A 16,369-nucleotide genomic window follows, 5' to 3' on the forward strand; every position below is an offset into this window, starting at 1 on the left:
ACAAGCACCGATTTCGAAGGCCTGCCGTCAGCGGCGGGCCATCTTTTTGGTGGGGATCAGTTATGTCAACCCAAGCATCCGATCTCGCCCGCCGGCTGGCCGAGCGGGCCGAACTCGTCTGCCGGCGCTATCTTTCCAATGGCCGGCGCGTTGGCCGCTATTGGGTTGTCGGTGATGTTCACAACACGCGCGGCCGGTCCATGTTCGTTCGGCTGTGCTCACGTCATGGGGGCAAGGGAGCGGCCGGCAAGTGGACGGATGCCGCGACCGCTGAACACGGCGATCTGCTCGATATCATCAGGGAAAGCTGCGGCTTTGTTGAATTCCGCGATGTTCTTGCCGAGGCGCGGCGTTTTCTCAGCCTGCCGCAGATTGAGACGGGATCCACATCGTCGATCCGACGCGTTCCCATGGGCTCGCCTGAATCGGCTCGGCGCCTGTTTGCCATGTCCATGCCCATTTCTGGCACGCTTGCAGAAACATACCTTCGGACGCGGGGCATTTTGGGCTTGCATGAGACCGCGAGCCTTCGCTTCCACCCGCGCTGCTTCTATAGGCCGAATCAACACCTGCCGATGGAGACATGGCCGGCCCTGATTGCCGCTGTCACCACGCTTGACGGCACCGTCACTGGTATTCACCGCACTTGGCTCGATCGCTCGGGTCGGAGCAAGGCGCCGATCGACACGCCACGCCGCGCGATGGGCCTCTTGCTTGGCAACGCTGTTCGATTCGGCATCACCCATGACGTGCTCGCTGCAGGCGAAGGCATCGAGACTATGCTCTCCCTGCGCTTTGCGCTCCCGAGCTTGCCCATGGCATCAGCGCTATCGGCCAACCATCTCGCCGCCATGCAACTGTCTCCGAGCCTAAGCCGGCTCTATATCGCCCGTGATGCCGATGCGGCCGGAGAGGCGGTCACATCCGCACTGGCACAGCGTGCCAGAGCAGCCGGTATCGAGGCGATCCCACTATCGCCCAGGCTCGACGACTTCAACGAGGATCTGCGCACCTTCGGCGTCAATGAGCTCCGGGCAGCTCTTCGCATTCAGCTTGCGCCTGCGGATGTCGTCCGATTCTCGCCGTCGGCGTTCGCGATCACGGCATGAGTGCCTGCGCCTCGCCATCAGCGTCGACAACCGATCTAGGTGAGGCCACGTCGTGAGAGGGCCGCGCCCGGCCTTCTAGAGGGCGATCGGACGGCAGGCGGGCCGGACCGGCAATGGCAGGGCGCGACTATTTTCCGCCGGCGGCCGTCTCCGCCTAAATCCATCGATCAGTCCATCCCGCCTTTGCATCGCGAAGCAAAATAGCCGCGCCCAGCCATCCTCCGCTGTCGCTTCGGCCCTCCGCGTTGCTCCGGGTTCTGGTCCGGCCCGCCCGCCGCCTGAGTGATCGCCACGAAGGCCGCGATGGTCGCGGCCGATCCACGGAGGGCATCGTCCCATGACCGATCGTGACGACACCGAATTTGAATCGCAGCATGGTTCATCCCAGCTTCACCACGTTCTGACCGAACTGCAACTCTACGGTTACCGACCATTCACCGACGAACCCGATCCGAGGCCCCTTCCCGAAGCCAAGTCGATCGCCGGCGCTGTCGCCGACATCTTCGATGCCTTCGTGGCCACCCTGAGTGACAGCCGCATGGAGCCGGACTTGGAAGACCTGCTCTGGTCGACGGTCAATCTGTTCCATCGAGCCGTCAACCGGATCGAGCGCCAGCTCGACAGCAATGAGCAGGTACAGCGCGCAAGTCAACACGAGCAGGATGGCTCCGAAGTGCGGTCGGTCGAACTCGAGCGGCTCATCACGGAAGGGCTTTCCCTGATCGAACGCCGCAATTGCATGGAGCTGTTCCGCGAACAGGCCATCGCACAATTCGAAATCCACACTGGTTCGCTGTGGCGCCCGCGATCCGGGTCACTCATTGACCATCGCTCGGTCACCTCCGCGGTGATCGACTCCAGAGACTTTCTCGCCGCAAAGCGTCGCGCCGAGACTGAGGTGCTTGTTCCGGTCGGACCCAAGGTCGCACTGACCGGAGGCCTCGACTTCGATGACCATCATCTGATCTGGGATCGCCTCGACAAGGTTCACGCCAAGCACAGCGACATGGTTCTGTTGCATGGAGGCTCACCGAAGGGCGCCGAGCTGATTGCAGCCAAGTGGGCGACGAACCGCAAGGTTCCGCAAGTCGCATTCAAGCCGGATTGGTCGAAGCACGCCAAGTCGGCACCATTCAAGCGCAACGATCTCATGCTGACGATGATGCCAATCGGCGTCATCGTGTTCCCGGGAACGGGAATTCAGGAAAATCTCGCCGACAAGGCGAGGCGGATGGGAATCCCGGTCTGGAAATTTGGCGACAGCGGCGCATAGCGCCGCGATCGCGTCTAGCGCCTCATGACGTGCTCGCTACTGCGAGCACGCTTCAAAAGATCAGGCGCTTTTTTAACCCTTCCGACTATCGCCGTCATACGCGACCTCCGTCTGTATCCGTACGGCCTGCATTGAAGCCTCTGTGCGATTGCCAAGTGCTGTCTCCATTGAAAGGCGCCTGTCGAGACCCGATCGGGCTTGAACGCGTCTTCGATTGCGCTCGCGGCCACGACCAGAGCAGCCTGCAACCTTCGCCTCCGTATCGATTGCTTCGAACGTTACGCGCGGTGACATCAGGTCGATCCGATAGTTGGGCCTTCCTCGCAGCACTTCGTAACCATGACTATCGCTTCTGCGCGCTTTGTGCTGGATCGGAGCCAGCTCGCAGGCGCTCATGTTCAGCGAGTGATCCGCCCACTTTACTGCATGTTCTCTCTCTTCCCCCTGAAAACAAGCCACCTCTCGTATCGTACGACCGATGCCAGTCACGTCTCCTCTCAATGTTGTTCAGCACGCGAACACCTCGCCTCTTTGATGGCTTGATCTGGCCGAAGACCGGCTGCGCCTCGACCGTCTGAGACGCAACGCCAGTCTTGCGACTTTCTTCCCCTGGGCTAAAGCCCATTCCTCGCGAGACATATGTGGACGCCCCCTCCGGGGGAAGAAGAAAAAGGAAGCATAAGTGCAGTTTCGATCAGGTGCTACCATATGTCCGGCCTCTCAAAGACGGCGCATACGGCCGCGGGCCCTGAATGAGTCCGCGTATCAGGTCCCTTTCAAGAAAGCGCGCCATGATGCGCAATCTCGCGAACGGTCTGTCCTGATACGTGGGTCAGATCGACTGCATCACTTCCCTTGCACCTCTCCCGAAGCCGTTAATTGCTTCCCTTACCGGTTAGCCAGCCGCGACAAGACTCGGCCTAAACTGCTGACCACGTGTCAAGACCGCCCAAGCCACCCGCGCCATCTTGTTGGCCAAAGCCACGGTCACAAGACGTGCGGGCTTCTTCTCGAGCAGCGATCGCGCCCACTCCGAGAGCCAACTTCCATCCTTGATGCGGGCGGACCTGACGACTGCGGTGGCGCCGACGACCAGCAGTGTGCGTATATATTGGCTGCCCATCTTGGTGATCCGGCCGAGCCGATCCTTGCCGCCAGAGGAATTTGCTCTGGGCGTAAGTCCGAGCCAGGCGGCGAAGGCTCGCCCCGATTCGAAGTAAGCCGGATCGGGCACGGTCGCAGCGATCGCGGTCGCCGTCACGATGCCGACGCCAGGAATGCTCGCCAACAGCTTGCTTGCGGCGTTGCTGCGATGCCAAGCGAGGAGTTCGACATCGAGCCGGCGGATCTGCTTGTCGAGCAGGCCGACCTGTTGCGTCAGACAGCGGACGACCGTTCGCGCGACCTCTGGGATCGGACATTCATCCTCGCCGGCCTTGAGCACTTCTGCCACCAGGGCTGCTGTCTTGGCCAGACCAAGTCCTGTCACGAGGCCGAATTCGGCGAGATGCGAGCGGATGGCGTTGACCAACATGGTACGCTGGCGCACGAGCATCGATCGCGCGCGATGAACCATTTGGATGGCTTGCTGTTCTGTCGTCTTGATCGGCACAAACCGCATAGTTGGTCGTTCTACCGCCTCGCAAATTGCTTCGGCGTCCGCCGCGTCGGTCTTGCTGCGCTTGACGTATGGCTTCACGTAGTGGGGTGCCATGAGTTTGACCTCATGGCCAAGCTCGCTGAGTGCTCGCCCCCAATAATGCGCCGTACCGCAGGCTTCAATTCCGATCACGCCCGGTTCGAGCTTCGCAAAGAAAGCCAGCACTTCGGACCGCCGCAATTTGCGACGGACGACAGGCTCACCAGAATCGTTGACTGCGTGAACTTGAAAGATGTGTTTCGCGATATCCAGTCCGATTGTCAGCGACATATGCGGTCCCTTTCGAGTGAGCCTGTCTTCAATATCTATGCTCGGCCTGAATTGGGCCGAGGGAAGGGCGTCCACATATTCAAGAAAGTCGCAAGCCATGGCGTCCTCCGCGGTGCTTCGGCCCTTGCGGGTGCGTCGCCGCTCGTCATTCGGCCTGGTCATCGCCATCGAGGCCGCGGTGGTCGCGGTCCGAAACAACGCAAGGAGACTTGATATGGCTACCATCGGTTCGTTCAAGAAGGTCGGTAACGATTTTCAGGGAGAGATCGTCACGCTGAGCCTGCAGGCCAAGGGCGTCCGCATCGTCGCCGAGCCCAATCGCTCCAACGACAACGCTCCGAGCCACCGCGTCTATGTGCGCCGGGCCGAGATCGGGGCAGCATGGTCGAAGCGCTCTGAGGAGGGTCGCGACTATCTCTCACTCAAGCTCGACGATCCCTCCTTCAACTCGCCGATCTACGCCAACCTGTTCGATGACGAAGGCGGCGAAGGCTACACGCTTCTCTGGTCGCGGCCGCGCAAGAGCGCCGACTGAGACCGCTTCGAGAAGCCCCGCCCGGCACTCGCCGGACGGGGCCTGTCTTCCACTGCTAAAAGCAAGAATTGCCAAGCCGCTGTCTAGAGTTGTTCTCGGATGCATCTGCTGGCATTTCCGCGCGGTCCGCCCGCTAATCCCTCCATTCGTTTTCGCGAAGGAGTTTGGGTCTCGACGTACAACAATCGCCGATCCAATTTCTAGGCATGCACCTACCAGGCTTTTCCTGGCACTGCTCGTAGCTGATACGATCATCGCGCATCTGCGGATAAGCTCGCAGCCGCGTACGGCGTTCATCGAACCGGATAGTGCAATCAGACATGCAACAAGCTGCCGAAACCATTCATGATCCATAGTCCATTGGCCGAAGTAAAAGGATTGATTAACCTTACGCGTCAAAAAGAGTCGTCCTTACGGCAAAGTAAAAGCGCTTGTTGGCAGGTTAACCGCATTCATTGCCCCATTGTGGAGTGGGGTCTATGGCTAAAAGTTCGGTACGTGTTGCGGCTACCTCGCCAAATAAATTATTCTTCGGGGACAATCTCGAAATACTTCGCCGGCAGATCAAGGACGAAAGCGTTGACTTTGTTTATTTGGATCCGCCGTTCAACAGCCAAGCTCGGTATAACGTCCTATTCAAGAGCCCGGTTGAAGAGGTCACCTCCGCGCAGGTTGGCGCTTTCTTAGACTTTTGGTCATGGCACACGGGAGAAGCTGAGGCTGCCTACCACGAAATCATGACTCACGTCGGCGGGCCAACCGCAACGTTTGTATCTGCTTTGAGGTCCGCTCTCGGCGAGAGCGATATGATGGCCTACTTGGTGATGATGGCCCAGCGACTCGTAGAGTTGCGCCGCGTTCTCAAGCGGACCGGCTCCCTCTACTTGCATTGCGATCCGACCGCCAGCCACTACCTGAAAATCTTGCTCGATGGAATCTTTGGGCCAGACAAGTTCCGAAGCGAGATTATTTGGAAGCGAACGAGCGCCCACAATTCGGCGAAGCGGTGGGGGCCGATTCACGATGTCATCCTCTTTTATAGTGCTTCCGACGAATTCACGTGGGAGGATGTTCATCAGTCATACGATCAGGAATACATCAATTCATTCTTCGTGCATGAAGACCCAGATGGCAGGAAGTGGCGACGAGCCGACCTGACAGGCGCCGGGACGCGCAACGGCGAGAGTGGAAAGCCATGGCGGGGCATCAACGTTAGCGCCAAGGGCCGCCACTGGGCGGTGCCGCATGGCGAGCTTGATCGGCTCGATGCGGCCGGAAGGATCCACTGGCCGCTGAAGCAGGGAGGCGTGCCTCAGCGCAAGCGTTACGTTGACGAGTTGCCTGGAATGCCCCTCCAAGACCTCGTGCTGGACATCAAACCGGTTCACAATGTCGGGCAAGAGCGTCTCGGTTAACGGTCGACGGCCGCGTCGCGCAACGTTGGGTTCTCGAAAATGGCGGCGTGGCGGTGTTCGATCGAAGCTTTCGCGTTCAGCCGTACGGGTCCCTTTCGGACGACTGGTTACAGCTTCAGGCCGACGTGGCACGGCGGCGGAGGGAGCCGCGTTCTCCTCTGGCTCTCAAATACTTTCCGATGCCCGCTCAGGTTAAGTCCTCGACCGTTGAAAATTGGATGCTGCGGTTACCTCAGTCGGCTCAGCTCGTGGGCTTCGTTCAGGTCGATGCCCGTAATAGTCAAGCATCGGGCCGGGGGCGCACCGGCCTTGTAGCGTCGGCGGATAGAGAGGGCTTCGTTGAGAACGAGGCATTCAACGAGCTGCGCTCGATGGTGCGCGGTGCCGTAGAGGCTATGGCCTACAGCGATAGGCGCACCCAGCAAGAGCAGGAAAAAGCCAAACATCGGGAAATGTTAGCGTCCATTCGTCGGGAGACGCGCTCTGCAATCGCGGAGATCGAGGCTAACCCGCTTATAACCACTGCGCAAAAGTCCCGAATCGTTACGGCGCTTGCGGAAACGCAATCGCTCGCAACTCAACATCAGGAAGCGACTTACGAACGCGAGCAGCAACTTGAAGTTATGAGTTTGCTTGGCGTGGTCGCTGGATTCATGACCCACGAATTCGGCTCGGCGCTGCACGAGCTGGAAACGACGCAAAAGGAGCTACTTGTCATCGCTAAGCAGCATCCGAAACTATCGGGTGCAGCTGAAAGCTTTGCGACGCACATCAAGAACCTTCGAGAGTTTGTAACCTATTCCTCTGGATACATTCAGGGCGCCAAGGCGCGATCCGTCTCGCTCGCAAGCTCAACTCCACCGACGTCATCGACGCTCTGTCAGACCTGTTCATCCTGCGCGGTGTGCCGGGCCATGTTCGTTCCGACAACGGCCCGGAGTTCATCGCCAAGGTCGTGCGGGAGTGGAGGCAGAGCAAATGATGAGGCGCTGACCGCTGACATCATTCGTCTTGCCTCACGCTACGGCCGCTATGGCTATCGCCGGATCACGGCGATGCTGCGGTCCGAAGGCTGGATGGTGAATGCCAAGCGTGTCGAGCGGATCTGGCGGAGGGAGGGGCTGAAGGTCCCCCAAAAGCAGCCGAAGAAAGGCCGGCTCTGGCTGAATGACGGATCGTGCGTCCGGCTGCGGCCGGAGCATCCCAACCATGTCTGGTCCTACGACTTCGTCGAGGACCGGACCCACAATGGCAGGAAGTTCCGCATGCTCAACATCATCGACGAGTTCACCCGGGAATGTCTGGCAATCCGCATCGATCGCAAGCTCAACTCGACCGACGTCATCGACGCCCTGTCAGACCTGTTCATCCTGCGCGGCGTGCCTGGTCATGTTCGTTCCGACAACGGCCCGGAGTTCATCGCTCAGGCCGTGCGGGACTGGATCGCCGCTGTCGGTGCGAAGACCGCGTTCATCGAACCTGGCAGTCCATGGGAGAACGGTTATTGCGAGAGCTTCAACTCGAAGCTACGCGACGAACTGCTCAACGGTGAAATCTTCTACAGCCTTGCCGAGGCAAAGATCATTATTGAGGCTTGGCGACGCTACTACAACACCGAGCGGCCACACTCATCGCTCGGCTACAAACCACCGGCGCCGGAGGCCATGGTCTGGCCTGCACCGCCGCGCGGATCGGCTCCACCATCAGTTCAGGCGATAGCCGAAAAGCCGATCATGCATTAAGACTGAAACCGGACCACCTTATGGGGGCAGACCAATCCGACACACCTATGCAAATCGCTTGTTCTTCATCGTGAGTGTTCGTCGTCAGATAATTTGAGACCGCTCAGGCATTTCGAGAAGGGAGGATCTGGCTCATCTAGGGTTAAAGTTTAAGCGGCTTGCAATCGATGCTGCAAGCGGCGGTTTGCAATGGTTTCACGTTTGATGCGCGCACGCTCAGTCAGGATGGTTTCGGCTCGGCCGAAGTAAACATCCGCAGGCGTGAGGTTGTCGATGCTCTCATGATAGCGGTGATGGTTGTAGTGTTCGACGAAGCCGCTGACCTGACGTTCGAGGTCCCTCGGTAAATGGTAATTCTCGAGCAGGATGCGGTTCTTCAAGGTCTGATGCCAGCGCTCGATCTTGCCTTGGGTCTGGGGATGATACGGCGCACCGCGCACATGCTGCATATCCTTGCCCTTGAGCCAGGTGGCCAGATCTTCCGCGACGTAACTTGATCCGTTGTCGCTCAGAAGCCGTGGCCGCTGCTTTATATTGACGTGGTCCAGGCCTGAGGCGGCAAGCGCCTGATCGAGCGTGGCCGTGACGTCGGAGGCGCACATGGTGGGACCAAGCCTCCAGGCCACAATGTAACGAGAGAAGTCGTCGAGCACCGTCGATAGATAGTACCAGCCCCAGCCAGTGATCTTGAGGTAGGTGAAGTCGGTCTGCCAAAGCTGGTTGATCGCCGTGGTCTTGTCCTTGAACTCATTAGCCGCCTTGATCACCACATAGGCGGGGCTGGTGATCAGGTCGTGCGCCTTCAGCAGCCGATAGACCGAAGCCTCGGAGACAAAGTATTTTCTCTCGTCGGTGAAGCGCACCGCCAGCTCTCGCGGCGACAGCTCGGGGTGTTCCAGTGCCAGATCGACGATCTGACCGCGGACATCGTCCGGGATGCGATTCCAGACCCGGTCCGGCTTGGAGCGGTGATCGGCCAGCGCCTCGATGCCACCCTCGCGATAGCGATCGTACCATCTATAAAAGGTGGCTCGCGGGATGCCGAGCTTTTCCAACGTGCGCCTGGCAGGCAGATGCGATTGCTCGACCAGCGCGATTATTTCGGATTTCTCGGATGCTGGATACCTCATGCCTCGTTTTCCCCAGCCCCGTTCATGCTTTTTTTGAGCAGGCGGTTCTCCAGGGTCAGGTCGGCCACCACCTCCTTCAATTCGGAGGCTTCGCGGCGAAGGTCTTTCACCTCACCGGACGTGGCGGAACGGGCCGTGTCACCCGCCAGGCGGCGTTTGCCGGCCTCCAGAAACTCCTTCGACCAACCGTAATACATCGAGGCGGCAATGCCTTCGCGGCGGCACAGCTCGGAGATGTTCTCCTCGCCGCGCAGTCCTTCCAGCACGATACGGATCTTCTCTTCCGCCGAATACTGCCGACGCGTCTGCCGCCGGATATCTTTTAGCACTTGTTCTGCGGGCGCTTTGCCCAGTTCGGATTTCTGCTTCATCTTCGCTCCTGACGGCTACGATGAACCAGAAATCCTCCTTTCGTGAAGTCCCTCATTTGGTCTCAGAGGCGATGACGCCGAACACATCGTGAGCAGGGTGACCGGCAGGGACGGCAAACGCCGAGTCTATCTCGCCGGCTGACCCTCATCCGGATACGGCGGGTGCGCCTTCTGGGTCAAGAGCGGAAAAAAGCTTTTCCCCGATGGGGCAGGCGCGACTCGTAGTTCCGACCCCCGAGGTCCCTGCCCACGCGGAAAAGTATCCTCGCCAAGGATTTCGGTATGCGCCTCGATATCGATGTTGTCGACTTTCCTAAGCTGATTGAGCGACAACGCGGCAAGAGTAGGCAGCGGTTCGCCGACAAGCCGATCGAGCGGGAACTGCGGAGCGCCCGGTCTGGGCCGAACCCGCTGAGCCGATTTGGAAGGCCGAAAGCCGCTGACGGTCCGGCTCATGCCCTCGGCGAGGTGCGGCCGTTGCTAGTCGTCCTCTGATCGGCGGCGCACGGCTCGGGCTCTGTCCATAAAGGCCCGCACATGCTTGTTGGCCCGACCGGACCGTTCTCTGTCTACCGCCCACTTCGGTGCAGGTCGACTGAGCTCGTCATCATCACTATTCTCCGGGGGGGCCTTTCGTATGCGTTGCCGCGGCTGGCCGGTGCCGCAGTTTTTTGTGCTTTTCCGAGTTTGCCCGCTCGGTAGGGTGGGCGTTGGTCCAGGCCGTTCTTGTTCGCGGGCACCGCTCGCCTCTCCCTTCGTCCGTACTCGCCAGACCGTTGAGGATAGTGTCCCAACGGTGATGGGCTTGTTGCCTCTGCCGTTCACACCGGCGGCAGTCATCGCCCGGATCATGTCTTGCCAACTCATGCCCCGCTGTTCGGCAGCATCGAACCACCACAGGTGTCCGACGACAAGCCGCGCGAGCTTCTTGCGTCCTCCACCAGGCAGATGGAAGTCCTCCGCCATGGCCTTAAGCCCGGCCTCCAGTTCTTTGTTTCCAACCACGTCGATCCCTCACAGTATCTCTGAGAGATAGGAGCTCATGGCCGTTCTGCAAATTTCGGTAAAATTCTGCCTTACATTGCAGAAAATGCAGAAGATCGCAGAGATCACACCTGTGCATCTGTGGATGGCGCCCGCATGGCATGAACTATTTCGACGTCTCGGCACGATCTGGCCCATCATCAACTCGACACAGCCACGAATTGCGTCGGGAAGTTCGGCCTGGCTGGCGCCCTGTGAGAGGGCATGGAGTTCCGGAATGCTCCAGACGCCCTTCGGCGCAATCAGCCCGATTTGCTGAGTTGGCCCCGCAAGGAATCGACTAGCATAGTTCGCTGACGAACGAACAATTCGCGCGCCCGATGGAGCATCAAACCCGACTGCTGCTCGACGCTCTTCACGTCTACAAAGCGCATCGTCGGTCGCGTGACCGCCTCGCAGACCGCCTCCGCATCGAGGTCGTTCTTGCCTCGCTTGACGTACGGATCGACATAACCTGCCGGCATCAGCCGGGTATCGTGCCCGAGCCTAATAAACTCGCGTGCCCAATGATGAGCTGTTCCACAAGCCTCCATGCCGATCAGGCACGGCGAGAGCGATTGGAAAAATTCCAGCACCTCCGAACGATGAGGCTTCTTCCGGATGATTGCCTTGCCGGTCTCGTCGACCGCATGAACCTCAAAACATGTTTTGCAAGATCAAGACCGAATGTCATAGTAGGCATCTTGGATGGCTCCCTTTCAGTGAACCTGACAACGACTCGCTTTGGCACAGCAGATGCCGGTAGCGGACGCCATCCACGCCATCACTGTGGATGACACCCCATTCGCTACTTTTCGCCCTTGATCGGCAGTCGGTTATTGCAGTCATCTGCCCGGCCTGCGCTTGCTGTCTCACCCCTCGCATGCGAGGTGGCGGCTCGCGCTGACAGAGTCCCCTGTTCGGCTTCCGCACAGCCACTAGAAAACCACGACCTTTATCGGCGCGGCTAGGTTGTTAGACAGGATCGCGTCGATGTTGCTCGTGATTTAATCAACCGAGCGCGATTCCTGGCGCGCCGATCAGTTACTCTGCCCGACGCTGCGCCAGGCGACATCGCGATCCTCGACAACCTACCGGCCCGCAAAGGACGGCCATCAGAAAAGCCGTTGAGGCGACCGGCGCAACGTTCCTTTTCACCCTAACGCCCGACTTCAACCCGATCGAGAACGCTCTCGCCAAGCTCGGAGCGTTGCTCCGCGGGACTGGGTCGCACTTCCGATGATCTCTGGCGCGTCACCGGCAAGAGTCTCGACACCTCCACGTCGGTCAAATGCGCCGCTTACTTCTACTTCTACTTCTACTTCTGAGCCGTTGTGCCAACGATGCATGCTGATTGAAATCTGATCTAGCTTTCGGAAAGCCTCCCTCGCTCAAAACTTTGAATTGAAAGCTCGCTCAATAAGCGAGCTTAGGGTAGCCTTCCGCGGCCACGGCGTTGCAATATTCCCGATAAGCAGGGTGTCCGCCGCTGTAGCGCATGATCCGAGGCTTCTGTTTACCTTCGACATTGCGGTTGACTCCCGTCATCCAGGAGCCGACTTCGTTCATCAACTGACCTTGGCCGAGAGCGAGGACGTGATCTGTCCATTCCTTGACGGCGAGCGGCGTGGCCTCCATGCGGCTCAATCCTCGCTTGGTCGCAAACTGGATCACGTCCGTAATCCACTCAACGTTGTATTCCGCCGTTCGCGTGTAATTGCTGAGTCCAGCGTGCGGACCCATCGTCATCAAAAAATTGGGAAACCCTTCAACGAAGATGCCGAGGTAAGTCTGCGGGCCGTCCTCCCACACCTCCTTGAGACGCACGGCGTTAACTCCCCTAATATCAATTCGGTCGAAGGCACCCGTAATGGCATCGAAGCCAGTCGCAAATATAATGACATCGAACTCGCGTTCGCAGTCTGAAGTCCGGATGCCATGTGGAGTGATCCGCTCTATCGGTGTCTCGTTGACGTCAACCAGCTGGACATTCTGCTGATTGTAGACCTCGTAGTAGCCGCTCTCGAGCGGGATCCGGCGCGTACCAAAACCATGGTTCTTAGGGATCAGCTTCTCGGCGAGGATGGGATCGTTAACCCGTTCACGGATCTTACGTGCGGCAAAATCCGAAGCGAGGGCGTTGGCGGTGCGATCGGTCAGCATGTCGCTAAAATTCGCCTGCCATTGGCCGAAACCCGGGGTACGGTACAGCTTTTCCCAGAATGCTTCGCGGTCCTCGGGTGACACCTCCAACGTCTTACGCGGATCAGGCCCGTGAACGTAGCAGCCTGGCGTCTCGCGGCAGCGTGCCAGGATGTCTGGATAGCGAGAGCGGATGTCTTGCATTTCCTCCTTAGTGATCTTGCTATTGTTCAGCGGAAAGACCCAATTCGGAGTGCGTTGAAACACGGTCAAGTGGCCGACTATGTCAGCAATCGTCTGTATCGTCTGCACTGCGGTTGCGCCGGTCCCGATGATGCCGACCCGCTTACCCGCAAGATCGAGGCCTTCCTTCGGCCAGCGGTGGGTGTGGCAGGACTGACCGGCGAAGCTCTCGATGCCGGGAATAGTCGGCATCACAGACGCCGAAAGAACGCCGATCGCTGTGACAAGGAAGCGTGTCGAATGTCGTGCACCGCTCTCCAGCATTATGTCCCAGCTGCGTGTATCTTCACGCCAAAGCGCAGCGACAACACGGCTGTTGAACTGGATGTCGCGCCGCAGGTCAAATTTATCGGCGACATAGTTGAGATAGCGTTCCGTGTGGGGTTGAGCAGAAAAGTGTTCCTCCCACGTCCATTCCTCGAGAAGCTCTTTCGAGAATGAGTAGCCGTATGTCCAGCTTTCCGAGTCGAAACGTGCACCCGGATAGCGGTTCCAGTACCAGGTGCCGCCGACGGCGCTGCCGGTTTCAAAGGTCCGGACACGCAAGCCGAGCTCACGCAGCTTGTAAAGTTGATAGAGGCCAGCGACGCCCGCCCCGATGACGACCGCATCAAACTCCGTGCCGGTGCAGGTTCGTTCGTCTTCCCGAGCAGCTTGTCCATTCTTCATACTCGCCTCCGTTGTTTGTCGGGACCGATAAAACGCCAGCGATCTACTCCCTGAGCTGTCTTCGTCTATGGTAGCTTCCGCAGCATTGTGGTGCTCCGCTTTCCGAACCAGCCATGATTGGCGGATATATAAGTCAACATAGGAAGCCGATAACTTTCCTTCGGAGTTTTGCGCGCGTCGAGCCTATTCAGTAAAACCGCAGCTTAACTTCCATAGCGACGGATCCGGCAGGCGTCGTAGCCCACAGCTCGGCACCCGCCCCGCCATCGACCGGGCGTCCCGTGACCTCGAATGGCGCTGTATCGAACAATGGTGCGCGAGCGCGTTGCGTGAAGGAGGCAATCGTTCTGGTCGAATTTTTGTCGCGAGCAAGATCAATGAGACATTGCTGAGAATAGGGGCCGTGTATTACCAGGCCTGGATATCCCTCGTTGGTCGTCGCGTAACTTCGATCGTAGTGAATTCGATGCGCGTTGAAGGTTACGGCGGAATAGCGAAATAACGATACAGGATCCGTGACGATCTGTCGGGCCCATGGTAGCCCGGCGGGTGGTGTGCTTCGCTTCGGAATGCTACTTAGCTCTCCTGGCTTTACGGCGTCGCGAAACACGGTGTAACTTTCCTCAACAATCGCAAGACCACGTTGTGTAAATATACGTCGCGTCTGCGTAACAAAGATGAGGGGGCCCGTACTGCCAGAGCGCAAGGTGATGTCTGTCAGTTCCGTCTCACGTTTGAGCGATTCACCCACGAGAAGCGGATGATGAAACACAAGACTCGTGCCCGCGTACATGCGCCGTGGGAAGGGCATCTTGGGTATCACCCCACCAGATAGGGGAAGGCCATCGTCGCCTAGCGTCGCCTTGCGGGCGAATGAATGGAAATAGACTAAATGCCATCCAGGTGGAATCGCTTCACCGTTAGTAGGCACCGGCTCGTCTCGATCGAATGCAGCTACGAGCCCGAAGAGTGGCGCTCTCGAGGCTTCATCTTCCTCCTCAATCTTGGAACCTATGTATTTGCGCAAGCCATCAATGTCGATTTCGGAGGACATTATCGTGCTCTCAGTGATGAGGACGCGGACACGTCACTCGAGGAGTCAGCGAGAGCACATCCGGGCAACGTAAGGCAAGGCATAGCTTTCTCGAAGACGAGCCGGACGGGCATGCCGATATCGAGCTCTGTAGCCATTGGGGCATGCAGTCGCGCCAATATGCGTACACCTTCCTCTAGGTCAACGGTCACCAACGTGTATGGGAGATCGGACTCGTAACCTTCGTGAAACGAATGATGGGTGATCGTCCAACTGTGAATTGCGCCTTTGCCCGATGCTTCGACCCAATTGGTTTCGAATGAATAGCACGCATCGCATACAGGCCGGGGATAATGCCGGAGTTTCTTGCAGCGCGCGCATTCTTGAAGTCTCAGTTTTCCCTCGTTCAGGCTCTTCCAGTAAGGCATAGAGTCGGGCGTCGGCTCGGGGACTAGCTTCGAATAGATGCTTTCGGACATACTCTCAGCCTCTCCTCATGATCGCTAACGACCCGTCGCCCATGTCGCCGTACCCGGAGACAAGGCCCAGTTCGGCTCCACTTACCTGGGCTTTTCCGGCACTTCCCCTGAGCTGCCTTGCGAGTTCGACCACGTGGTTCATCCCGACCATGTGTGCTTGGGAAAGCAGGCCGCCATGGGTGTTGATCGGCAGGCTTCCGCCAAGCCTAATGGCGCCGCTCTCGACAAAGGGGCCGCCTTCGCCCTTCTTGCAGAAGCCGATATCTTCCAGCTGGCAAAGAACGACATAGGTAAAACAATCGTAGATCTCGGCTACCTGAATTTCCTGAGGCGTGACACCAGCCATCGCAAATGCCTTGGGCGAGGCCTTGGCAATGCCGAGACGTGTCATGTCGGGACGCTGAGTGATGGAGCTTGGAGATTCGGGATGTCCTTCAGCGATGCCCATAACCAGGATCGGCCTCTGACGCATATCTTTGCTGCGCTCGGCGGCGCTAACGACGATGGCAGCACCACCATCACTCTCGAGACTGCAGTCCAGCAACCGAAGCGGATCGGAGATCATGCGCGAGTTCTGGTGATCTTCAATAGTGATATGCTTCGTCATCATCGCATTGCCATTTAGGATGGCATTGTGACGCGTAGACACTGCGATCTCTCCAAGTTGGCGACTTGTCGTTCCGTAGAGCTGCATGTGCCGCCGCGCCATTGCAGCATAGAGCTGCGCTGGCGCAATTGCTCCGATCGGCATTTCGAATTCGCCGACAACCTTGAACTGCGGCATCTGCTGGACCCGTGTACCAATGCGACCGGCAGATGAACCGTTCCGGCCTATCGGAAGTAGTACATGGTTGCAGAGACCTGCACTGATCGCCAAAAGAGCTGCTTGTATTCCGGCAACGCAGCTTGCGCCTCCAAGAGGAGTGGTCGCCGAGAAACGAAGATCATCGATGCCAAGATTTGTTATGAAGTCCTCTGCTACGACCACCGAATTCGAATAGGGAATGATACCATCGATTTCTTTCGGCGACAGTCCGGCGTCGTCGATTGCTTTTAGAGAGGCCTCGAGTTGAAGAGCCAGAACGCTTTTTCCCGACTTGCGACTGTAACTGGTTTCGCCGATACCAGTTATGGCGATACGCTCACGAAGCGACATATGAGATCCTCTCGATCACAATTATTTTTAACTAACTGAAATCTGCGCCTTACACACATTCATCATTAGTTACTTCGATCCGGCTGCAAGCATGAGGACGGAGCATCGGCTCTAACTTT

The 16,369-nt window shown here is 58.3% G+C and carries 12 protein-coding genes and 3 pseudogenes; 8 read left to right on the forward strand and 7 right to left on the reverse strand.

What is annotated here, in order from left to right; all coding sequences use genetic code 11:
• Positions 1-62 precede the first annotated feature (62 nt).
• A complete protein-coding gene (locus tag E0H22_RS25125; RefSeq protein ID WP_151612160.1) occupies positions 63-1,109 on the forward strand; it encodes a DUF7146 domain-containing protein in 1,047 nt (348 codons plus the stop codon).
• Positions 1,110-1,446: 337 nt separating this feature from the next.
• The gene (locus E0H22_RS25130) at positions 1,447-2,382 is read left to right on the forward strand and encodes a DUF2493 domain-containing protein (protein ID WP_151612158.1); all 936 of its coding nucleotides are present in this window, start codon (positions 1,447-1,449) and stop codon (positions 2,380-2,382) included.
• 895 nt (positions 2,383-3,277) lie between these two features.
• Here E0H22_RS25130 and E0H22_RS25135 read toward each other — a convergent pair.
• Positions 3,278-4,312, reverse strand: coding sequence for an IS110 family RNA-guided transposase (locus E0H22_RS25135; RefSeq protein WP_024585279.1), 1,035 nt, complete (start codon positions 4,310-4,312; stop codon positions 3,278-3,280).
• A 214-nt stretch (positions 4,313-4,526) separates the two neighbouring features.
• Between E0H22_RS25135 and E0H22_RS25140 the strand changes: the two genes are divergently transcribed.
• From E0H22_RS25140 to E0H22_RS25155, 4 genes and pseudogenes are all read left to right on the forward strand, one after another.
• Complete coding sequence (locus E0H22_RS25140) at positions 4,527-4,847, forward strand: DUF736 domain-containing protein (protein WP_151612153.1); 321 nt, start codon at positions 4,527-4,529, stop codon at positions 4,845-4,847.
• A 479-nt stretch (positions 4,848-5,326) separates the two neighbouring features.
• On the forward strand, positions 5,327-6,262 hold the full coding sequence (locus tag E0H22_RS25145) for a DNA methyltransferase (protein WP_151612151.1): 936 nt from the start codon (positions 5,327-5,329) through the stop codon (positions 6,260-6,262).
• A gap of 829 nt (positions 6,263-7,091) precedes the next feature.
• Positions 7,092-7,229: pseudogene (locus E0H22_RS25150) on the forward strand (IS3 family transposase); the annotation flags it as partial.
• A pseudogene (locus E0H22_RS25155) lies at positions 7,171-8,004 on the forward strand (IS3 family transposase); the annotation flags it as partial. The pseudogenes E0H22_RS25150 and E0H22_RS25155, both read left to right, overlap by 59 nt.
• A 149-nt stretch (positions 8,005-8,153) precedes the next feature.
• On the opposite strand, the gene E0H22_RS25160 reads toward E0H22_RS25155, so the two are convergent.
• Positions 8,154-9,505 (reverse strand): IS3 family transposase gene (locus E0H22_RS25160; RefSeq protein ID WP_151612149.1). Its coding sequence is split into 2 segments (ribosomal slippage): positions 8,154-9,169 and positions 9,169-9,505, totalling 1,353 coding nucleotides; the frame shifts between segments, so codons are not numbered across the junction.
• Positions 9,506-9,787: 282 nt separating this feature from the next.
• On the opposite strand from E0H22_RS25160, the gene E0H22_RS25165 reads away from it, so the two are divergent.
• Positions 9,788-10,000, forward strand: coding sequence for a hypothetical protein (locus E0H22_RS25165; protein ID WP_210251724.1), 213 nt, complete (start codon positions 9,788-9,790; stop codon positions 9,998-10,000).
• 360 nt (positions 10,001-10,360) lie between these two features.
• Positions 10,361-10,534: a hypothetical protein gene (locus tag E0H22_RS25170; RefSeq protein WP_192799978.1), complete on the forward strand. Its 174-nt coding sequence runs from the start codon at positions 10,361-10,363 to the stop codon at positions 10,532-10,534.
• Positions 10,535-10,794: 260 nt separating this feature from the next.
• Here the strand turns inward: E0H22_RS25170 and E0H22_RS25175 are convergent.
• The 5 genes and pseudogenes from E0H22_RS25175 to E0H22_RS25195 all read right to left on the reverse strand — a co-directional run.
• Positions 10,795-11,231: pseudogene (locus E0H22_RS25175) on the reverse strand (IS110 family transposase); the annotation flags it as partial.
• 713 nt (positions 11,232-11,944) lie between these two features.
• A complete protein-coding gene (locus E0H22_RS25185; RefSeq protein ID WP_233023621.1) occupies positions 11,945-13,582 on the reverse strand; it encodes a flavin-containing monooxygenase in 1,638 nt (545 codons plus the stop codon).
• Positions 13,583-13,769: 187 nt separating this feature from the next.
• A complete protein-coding gene (locus E0H22_RS25190; protein ID WP_233023622.1) occupies positions 13,770-14,636 on the reverse strand; it encodes an HTD2 family dehydratase in 867 nt (288 codons plus the stop codon).
• Complete coding sequence (locus tag E0H22_RS26090) at positions 14,636-15,094, reverse strand: Zn-ribbon domain-containing OB-fold protein (RefSeq protein ID WP_430715188.1); 459 nt, start codon at positions 15,092-15,094, stop codon at positions 14,636-14,638. Before E0H22_RS26090 ends, E0H22_RS25190 begins: the two co-directional genes overlap by 1 nt.
• A gap of 4 nt (positions 15,095-15,098) precedes the next feature.
• On the reverse strand, positions 15,099-16,250 hold the full coding sequence (locus E0H22_RS25195) for a thiolase family protein (RefSeq protein WP_233023623.1): 1,152 nt from the start codon (positions 16,248-16,250) through the stop codon (positions 15,099-15,101).
• Positions 16,251-16,369 lie beyond the last annotated feature (119 nt).

The organism is Rhodopseudomonas boonkerdii, assembly GCF_021184025.1.
Lineage (GTDB): Bacteria > Pseudomonadota > Alphaproteobacteria > Rhizobiales > Xanthobacteraceae > Tardiphaga > Tardiphaga boonkerdii.